This window comes from Anaerovibrio sp., assembly GCF_051866355.1.
Taxonomy (GTDB): domain Bacteria; phylum Bacillota; class Negativicutes; order Selenomonadales; family Selenomonadaceae; genus Anaerovibrio.
The window spans coordinates 1-7,693 of sequence record NZ_JBJDWZ010000117.1; the positions used below are offsets into that span (position 1 = coordinate 1).

A 7,693-nucleotide genomic window follows, 5' to 3' on the forward strand; every position below is an offset into this window, starting at 1 on the left:
AGGCAGTGGTTCCTGCCTGTCCTGTGCCGGTGTCCATTGATACCTTCAAGGCGGAAACGGCGGCCTTTGCGGCGGAGCATGGCGTGCATATACTGAACGATATCTGGGGGCTGCAGTATGAAGAGGAGCCGGGCGAGATGGCTCAGGTGGCAGTCCGGTATGGGTTGCCGGTAGTGGTTATGCACAACAGAAATTCCAAGGAATACAAGGGCGATATCATTGACAGCATGCGGGCCTTTTTTATGAAGTCCATTGACATAGCAGAAAAGGCTGGCGTGTCTTATGACAAGCTGATTCTGGATCCTGGCATCGGGTTTGGCAAGACCGTGGAGGGAAATCTGGAGGTAATGAACCGCCTGCAGGAGCTGAAGCAGTTTGATGGCAGGAGATATCCCCTGCTTTTGGGAACCAGCCGCAAGAGCTTTATCGGCAATACGCTGGACTTGCCGGTGGATGAGCGCATGGAGCCTACCGGCGCCACCTGTGTGCTGGGGATTACCAAGGGCTGTGAAATCATGCGGGTGCATGACGTGCTGCCAATCAGCAGGATGTGCAGGATAACGGATGCGATTCTGGCGGCAGGCAGTCGCAAGGAATAAACAGGAAGCGATGAAAAATGCTTTGCCCCCTGCATCTGATATGAGGATGTATGCCGGTGCAGCAGGGCAGAAAGGGATTGTGTATGGATAGAATTACCCTTACGGGGATGGAATTTTTTGGCTATCATGGTGTATTGCCGGAGGAAAACAAGCTGGGACAGCGGTTCGTGGTGGACCTGGTGCTGGAGCTTGATCTGCATCAGGCAGGACTGAATGATGATTTGAACGCCAGCATCAGCTATGCCGAGGTATATCAGGAGGTCAAGGAGCTGGTGGAGGAAAGCCATAAGCCTATGAAGACTATTGAGGCACTGGCTGAGCTGATTGTCAGCATGCTGTGGACGAAATACAGCAAGCTGGAGCATATTACGGTTACCGTACACAAGCCGGGGGCGCCGGTGGCCGGAATTTTCCGTGATGTGGCCGTCACCCTGGAGCGATAGGAGTCGGGGCGGCTGAAAATACAGAAGAGGGCAAAGGGGAGGCTGGAGGATGGAAAAGTATACTTGCTATCTCAGCCTGGGAGCCAATCTGGGGCGCAGGCTGGAAACGGTCTGCCGGGCTGTGGAGCTGCTTGAAAATACAGAAAAAATTCAGGTGAAGTGTGTATCTTCTATGTATGAAACTCCACCTTGGGGCAAGCTGGATCAGCCAGCCTTTATCAATTGTGCAGTGGCTGTAGAAACAGGTTTGGAGCCTTTTGAGCTTTTGCATAGCTGTCAGGGGATAGAGAAGGCCCTGGGCAGGGTGCGCCATGAGCATTGGGGGGCCAGAACCATTGATGTGGATATGCTGTATATTCCCGGCATATCGGTGGATACGGCAGAGCTGAAGCTGCCGCATCCCTACATGCTGGAAAGGGCCTTTGTACTGGTGCCGCTGGCGGAAATTGCCCCGGAGCTGATTCTGGCAAACGGCCTGACGGCATCTCAGTGCCGTGACAGGCTGGAGGACAGGGACAGCATAGTGAAAAGAGGTGTATTTGCGTGGAGGAAAAAAGAGATGATGCCGTCGTCAGAGTGATGACCAGGCAGGAAAAGATTGAGTACGATGATATTACCATAGAGGATTGCGGCTTTGATGATGCAGCAGAGGGCAGGCGGTCAGAGGGCGGACGGCCGGAAAGCTTTAACGAGGCCTATGAGGATACAGGGAGCCGCAGCCAGGATTTTCGGCAGAATTTCCGCAGCTATGGCGGCGGCAGAGGGCCGCGGGTGTATACCTTTGGCATGGGTTCAGGGCTTACCGCCTGGCAGAAGTGGAAATACAGGATTATCGGAGCCTTGGTGGCCGCGGCTATTATCTGGTTCCTGATTTTTGTGGCGCTGCCGGTGGTGGCAGTGGGCGTTGTAGTGGCCATGATAGCCTATATGCTGTACAGCTTTTTCAGCTGATGCGGCCGGTATGAAATATACCCATTCTCCACGCTGTTTGCTGACAGGCACTGGGGAGAGTGGAGATTGTTGCGAGGTTGTGGAATTGTAATGGAGCGTTTGCAGAAAATTATCAGCAAAGCCGGGGCGGCTTCCCGCCGGGAGGCGGAGCGGCTGATACTGGCCGGGCGGGTGACTGTCAATGGCCTGACGGTTACGGAGCTGGGAACACAGGCGGATGCCGACAGGGATGTTGTAGCTGTCGACGGCGTGAATATCGGCGCCCCGAAGCAGAAGCTGTATTTTCTGCTGAACAAGCCCGGAAAATGCATCTCCGCTGTCAGGGATGACAGGGGACGCCGCACGGTGGTTGATTTGTTGCCGGAGGTGGAGGAGTATATATACCCTGTAGGGCGTCTTGATTACGATACGGAGGGTCTGCTGCTTTTGACCAATGACGGCGAGCTGATGAACGGCCTCCTGCATCCCAGGTATGAGATTGAAAAGACCTATATTGCCAGGGCGCAGGGGCTGGTGACGGCAGATGACATCAGACAGCTGTGCAGGGGGGTTATGCTGGAGGACGGCATGACTGCCCCGGCCAGGGCAAAGCTTTTGGAGGTGGCGGATAATGGTGCATGGAGCAGGGTGCAGCTCACCATTCATGAAGGGCGCAATCGTCAGGTGCGCCGCATGCTGCAGGCTGTGGGGCACAGGGTGCAGTCCCTGAAGCGGACAGCCTTTGCCGGTCTGACGCTGGCGGGGGTGCCGCGGGGGCGGTACAGGAGCCTGACGGCAGGCGAGGTTGACAGGCTGAAGAAAATCGCAGGCGCGGCGGCAGAGGTGCCTGCCGGAGCAGGGCACAAGGAGTCGTGACCGGATGGAAAATATTGCAAATAATAATGCAAATGAAATAAACATGAACAGCGTCATTGTGGTGGGAGCCGGGCCTGCCGGTATGATGGCGGCCATCAAGGCGGCAGAAAATGGCGCTCAGGTGACGGTGCTGGAAAAGATGGCAAGACCCGGCAAGAAAATGCTGATTACCGGCAAGGGACGCTGTAATATCACCAATGTGGCAGAAAAGCAGGAGCTGATAAAGAATATTCCGGGGAACGGAAAATTTCTGCACAGCTGTTTAAAGGCCTATGACAATGAGGATGTCCAGCTTTTTTTTCAGGGGCTGGATGTACCTGTCAAGACAGAGCGCGGCGGCAGGGTTTTTCCTGTCAGTGACCGTGCCGCCGATGTGGTGGAGGCCATGGTGCTACGGCTGCATGAGCTGGGCGTACGGCTGGTGACTGATGCCAGGGTGGCGGGACTTTTGCTGGAGGACGGCACAGGAGGCGTAAGGCGCATAGCAGGCGTCAGGACTGCTGACGGAAGCGAGTACCATGGCAGTGCCGTGATTGTGGCTACCGGCGGCGCCTCTTATCCGGGGACAGGCTCTACGGGGGATGGCTACGGCTGGGCGTCGGAGGCAGGGCATCACGTAGTGAAGCCACTGCCTGCATTGGTGCCTCTGGAGGCAGAGGATGACTGGGTAAAGGAGCTTTCAGGACTGGCCCTGAAAAATGTACGCGCTGTCCTGCTTTCTGATGGCGAAAGGGCGGCGGACATGTTCGGGGAGATGCTGTTCACCCATTTTGGCGTCAGCGGCCCCATTATTCTGTCCCTGAGCCGTCAGGCGGCACAGCTTATGGATGAGGGACATTTTTTGGAGCTGGAGATAGACCTGAAGCCGGCCCTGACCCTTGAACAGCTGGATGCACGCCTTTTGCGGGATTTTGAAAAATATCAGCGCAAGGAAATCAAGAACGGCATGAAGGAGCTGCTGCCGGGACGGCTGATTGAGCCGGTGCTGGATGCAGCTTATTTGAAGCCTGAGCGGATGGTAAACACCGTTACCAGGGAGGAGCGGCACCGGCTGGCGCAGGTTCTCAAGGGGCTGGGCATGGTTATTTCCGGGACGCGTCCCATCGCCGAGGCCATTGTGACCGCCGGAGGCGTGGATGTCAGGGAAATCAATCCCAAAACCATGGAATCAAAGCTGGTGCGGGGATTGTACTTTGCCGGTGAGGTTGTGGACGTGGACGGCTACACCGGCGGCTTTAACCTGCAGGCGGCTTTTTCCATGGGAGCGGCTGCGGGAAACTGGAGCGTCTGGAACAGCGAAGGCTGAATGAAATCATAGAGAATGGGAGGCCGATTTATGGCTAACAGAGTAGTCGAAAAGATAAAAAAGGGATTAAGGGGAGAGCTGACAATACCGGGAGACAAATCCGTTTCCCATCGCAGCGTTATGTTTTCGGCCCTGGGGGATACCCCTGTGCGCATTACAAACTTTTTGCCGTCGGCGGACTGCCTGTCCACAGTGGGCGTCATGCGCAGTCTGGGAGCAAGGGTGGATATCATCAGCCCTACGGAGCTGGTGGTGACAGGCAACGGCCTGCATGGGCTCAGGGAGCCGGAGACGGTGCTGGATGCAGGCAACTCCGGCACTACCCTGCGCCTGATGATGGGCATGCTGGCACCGCAGAATTTTGTGTCTGTATTTACCGGTGACAGCTCACTGCACAAGCGGCCGATGGGCAGGGTGATTAAGCCCCTCAGCCTGATGGGGGCCAATATTGCAGGGCGGGCAGGCAACACAAAGCTGCCCATTACGGTGATTCCTGCCGCTGGCAGGCTGCAGGGCATTACCTATGAAATGCCGGTGGCCAGCGCCCAGGTAAAGTCAGCTATTTTGCTGGCGGGGCTTTTTGCAGACGGCACGACTATTGTTGTAGAGCCATATACATCGCGCAATCATACAGAGCTGATGCTGGAGGCTTTCGGCGTGGAGCTGGGCTACAAGGGAACGGCCATCAGCCTGCAGGCTCCGGAAAAGCTGATTGCCCCGGCAGAAATCATTGTGCCGGGAGATATAAGCTCGGCGGCCTTCTGGCTGGTAGCGGCATCGGTTATTCCTGACAGTGAACTGCTTTTGAAGAATGTGGGCATCAATCCTACCCGTACCGGAATACTGGATGTGCTGCAGGCCATGGGGGCGGATATTTCCCTGCTGAATAAGCGCTGCAGCGGCAGTGAGCCGGTGGCGGATATTCTGGTGCGCTCTGCCAGACTGCACGGCACCAGCTTTGGTGCGGATATCATGCCGCGGCTGGTGGATGAGATTCCGGCTATTACGGTGGCGGCCATGTTTGCCGAGGGAGAAACTGTGATTACCGGGGCTGGCGAGCTGCGCGTCAAGGAAACGGACCGCATTCAGGCCATCAGCGACCAGTTCAACAAGCTGTGCCCATGCATCACGGCTACGGAGGACGGCCTGATTATCAGGGGCGGCAGCGGACATAAATGGCAGCAGGGCACCTGCTTCAGCTATGACGACCATCGCATCGCCATGACGCTGGCTATTGCCGGTATGGCAGGCAGTGGCGTAGAGATTGAGCAGCCTGACTGCGTGGCTATTTCCTATCCTGATTTTTATGAAGAAATGATGAAGCTGTACTGATTGTGAGGGAGAGAAAGCATGAATAATCTTATCGTGGCTATAGACGGGCCTGCCGGTGCAGGCAAGAGTACGGTGGCACAGCTGGCGGCCAGGGAGCTGGGCTGTACCTATATTGATACGGGTGCCATGTACAGGGCAGTGGCCTGGAAAACGCTGCAGCAGCACAAGCCGGTGACGGATGAGCTGATTGTCGGCGTGGTCGGGGACATACACGTGGAGCTGGAGTATGTTGACGGCAGGACGCTGGTTTTTGTGGACGGCACTGATGTGACAGGGGAAATCCGCACGCCGGAGGTGACGGGAATCGTTTCGCAGGTGGCGGCCCTGGGGCCTGTCCGCAGCAAAATGGTGGAGCTGCAGCGCCGCATGGCGGAGAACGGCTCCGTGCTGATGGATGGCCGGGATATAGCCACCAATGTACTGCCAAATGCCAATGTGAAGATTTTCCTGACTGCCTCTATCGAGGAACGGGCGCGCCGCCGCTACAAGGAAATGAAGGAAAAGGGATACGAGGTGACCCTGGAGGGGCTGCAGAAGGATATTGCCGCCCGCGACAAGGCAGACAGCGAGAGGGAGATTTCGCCTCTGCGGCAGGCACCTGATGCAGAGCTTCTGGATACCAGCAGCATGGGCATTGATGAGGTTGTTCAGGCCATTGTAGACCGGTGCAGGAATGTGTGACCGACAGGAGAAAGCAAAATGTTCTACAAATGCTTAAAATTATTTTTTCAGATAATATTTGGCATTCTGTTTCGTCCCATTATCAAGGGCAGGGAAAATGTGCCCATGGAGGGCGGCATGATCATGGCGGCCAACCATCTCAGCAACTGGGATCCGCCTATGGCCGGTACGTATATGCCCCGTCCTGTGGCATATATGGCTAAGGAGGAGCTGTTCAGGCCGGCTATTGCCGGAGCGGTCATCCGCAGGCTCTATGCCTTTCCCGTCAAACGGGGAGCTGCTGACAGGGGGGCCATCAAGACCGCGCTGGGGATTCTGAAGCAGGGGCTGTGCCTGGGCGTGTTCCCGGAGGGCACCCGCAGCAAGACCGGCAGGCTGGGCAAGGCAGAGTCAGGGGTGGCCCTTCTGGCCGCCATGGGCAAGGTGCCGGTGGTGCCTGTGGCGATTATCGGCACCAATAAGATTTTTCAGAACGGCGGCCTGCTGCCAAGAATAAAAATTATTTTTGGCGAGCCTCTTTATTTCGAGGGAAAGCACAACGACAAGGAAGCGTTAAATGCCTTTTCGGAAAAAATCATGAGCCGGATTTCTGCCATGATTGACGAGAATGAAGCAGTTTATAAAAAAAATTGAAAAAATGATAAATTTACATAGCCAATCTGTAAAATTCATGATATAATGGCAGAGTGTTTTAAGTTGCAGTTTTCTATTTTGAGTTTTGTTTTGAGGTGACCTGATGCGGGAAGTTTATTTGGCGGAAAATCTCGGTTTCTGTTACGGGGTCAAGAGAGCCATTCAGCTTGCGGAGAATTCGGTGACGCCTCAGAGCAGGTCATATACCCTGGGGCCAATCATTCACAATCCGCAGATGGTTGCGAGGCTGGCAGAAGAGGGGATAGGCAAGATTGAAACACTGGATGAAATCACCGAGGGGACGGTCATTGTCCGTTCTCATGGCGTAGGGCCTCATGTTTATGACAAGATTGAGGCCAAGGGACTGAATCTTGTGGACGCTACATGTCCTCATGTGCGCAAGGCCCAGAATTCTGCGAAGAGCCTGGCCGATGAAGGCTATCAGGTGGTCATCGTGGGTGACAAGAATCACCCGGAGGTGCGCAGTATTCTTGAGTGGGCCGGTGAGGGCGCCGTGGCGGTGGATACAGAGGCGGAGGCCGAGGGCCTGCCTGTGTACGGCAGGCTGGGGATTGTTTCCCAGACTACCTTCTCCGGTGCCAGATTCAAGAAAATAGTGGGCGTTCTGCTGGACAAGTCCTCGGATGTGAGGATTATCCGCACCATCTGCACAGCGACAGATTTGCGCCAGTCAGCGGCGGTGAAGCTGGCCGGTGAGGTTGAGCTGATGATAGTGGTGGGCGGCAAGAACAGCGCTAATACGACAAAGCTGGCCCAGCTTTGCTCGGAAAAATGTAAAACATACCATATCGAAACGGCCGAAGAGGTCTGTGACGAGTGGTTTGCTACAATAAAAAAAATTGGTATTACAGCGGGTGCTTCAACGCCTGACT

The 7,693-nt window shown here is 55.5% G+C and carries 10 protein-coding genes; all 10 read left to right on the forward strand.

Annotated features, from left to right (window positions below; translation table 11 throughout):
• On the forward strand, positions 1 to 599 hold a 599-nt coding region (gene folP / locus ACI3UA_RS06190), incomplete at its 5' end, for a dihydropteroate synthase (protein ID WP_439723950.1).
• Between the two features lie 83 nt (positions 600 to 682).
• A complete protein-coding gene (gene folB / locus ACI3UA_RS06195; RefSeq protein ID WP_439723951.1) occupies positions 683 to 1,042 on the forward strand; it encodes a dihydroneopterin aldolase in 360 nt (119 codons plus the stop codon).
• Between the two features lie 49 nt (positions 1,043 to 1,091).
• Positions 1,092 to 1,622 (forward strand): 2-amino-4-hydroxy-6-hydroxymethyldihydropteridine diphosphokinase, encoded by a 531-nt coding sequence (gene folK, locus ACI3UA_RS06200; protein ID WP_439723952.1) that lies wholly within the window; start codon positions 1,092 to 1,094, stop codon positions 1,620 to 1,622.
• The gene (locus tag ACI3UA_RS06205; RefSeq protein WP_439723953.1) at positions 1,586 to 1,993 is read left to right on the forward strand and encodes a hypothetical protein; all 408 of its coding nucleotides are present in this window, start codon (positions 1,586 to 1,588) and stop codon (positions 1,991 to 1,993) included. Before folK ends, ACI3UA_RS06205 begins: the two co-directional genes overlap by 37 nt.
• Before the next feature lie 90 nt (positions 1,994 to 2,083).
• Positions 2,084 to 2,848 (forward strand): pseudouridine synthase, encoded by a 765-nt coding sequence (locus ACI3UA_RS06210; RefSeq protein WP_439723954.1) that lies wholly within the window; start codon positions 2,084 to 2,086, stop codon positions 2,846 to 2,848.
• A gap of 43 nt (positions 2,849 to 2,891) precedes the next feature.
• Complete coding sequence (locus tag ACI3UA_RS06215; protein WP_439723963.1) at positions 2,892 to 4,154, forward strand: NAD(P)/FAD-dependent oxidoreductase; 1,263 nt, start codon at positions 2,892 to 2,894, stop codon at positions 4,152 to 4,154.
• Between the two features lie 30 nt (positions 4,155 to 4,184).
• Positions 4,185 to 5,486, forward strand: coding sequence for a 3-phosphoshikimate 1-carboxyvinyltransferase (aroA, locus tag ACI3UA_RS06220; protein ID WP_439723955.1), 1,302 nt, complete (start codon positions 4,185 to 4,187; stop codon positions 5,484 to 5,486).
• A gap of 18 nt (positions 5,487 to 5,504) precedes the next feature.
• Complete coding sequence (gene cmk, locus ACI3UA_RS06225) at positions 5,505 to 6,167, forward strand: (d)CMP kinase (RefSeq protein WP_439723956.1); 663 nt, start codon at positions 5,505 to 5,507, stop codon at positions 6,165 to 6,167.
• 18 nt (positions 6,168 to 6,185) lie between these two features.
• Complete coding sequence (locus tag ACI3UA_RS06230; RefSeq protein WP_439723957.1) at positions 6,186 to 6,800, forward strand: lysophospholipid acyltransferase family protein; 615 nt, start codon at positions 6,186 to 6,188, stop codon at positions 6,798 to 6,800.
• 103 nt (positions 6,801 to 6,903) lie between these two features.
• On the forward strand, positions 6,904 to 7,693 hold a 790-nt coding region (gene ispH, locus ACI3UA_RS06235; RefSeq protein WP_439723958.1), incomplete at its 3' end, for a 4-hydroxy-3-methylbut-2-enyl diphosphate reductase.

What these genes read in the sequence shown, in the direction of transcription:
- folB (WP_439723951.1), top strand. Translation starts at nt 683, where the DNA reads ATGGATAGAATTACCCTTACGGGGATGGAATTTTTTGGCTATCATGGT.
- folK (WP_439723952.1), top strand. Translation starts at nt 1,092, where the DNA reads ATGGAAAAGTATACTTGCTATCTCAGCCTGGGAGCCAATCTGGGGCGC.
- ACI3UA_RS06230 (WP_439723957.1), top strand. Translation starts at nt 6,186, where the DNA reads ATGTTCTACAAATGCTTAAAATTATTTTTTCAGATAATATTTGGCATT.
- aroA (WP_439723955.1), top strand. Translation starts at nt 4,185, where the DNA reads ATGGCTAACAGAGTAGTCGAAAAGATAAAAAAGGGATTAAGGGGAGAG.
- ACI3UA_RS06215 (WP_439723963.1), top strand. Translation starts at nt 2,892, where the DNA reads ATGAACAGCGTCATTGTGGTGGGAGCCGGGCCTGCCGGTATGATGGCG.
- cmk (WP_439723956.1), top strand. Translation starts at nt 5,505, where the DNA reads ATGAATAATCTTATCGTGGCTATAGACGGGCCTGCCGGTGCAGGCAAG.
- ACI3UA_RS06210 (WP_439723954.1), top strand. Translation starts at nt 2,084, where the DNA reads ATGGAGCGTTTGCAGAAAATTATCAGCAAAGCCGGGGCGGCTTCCCGC.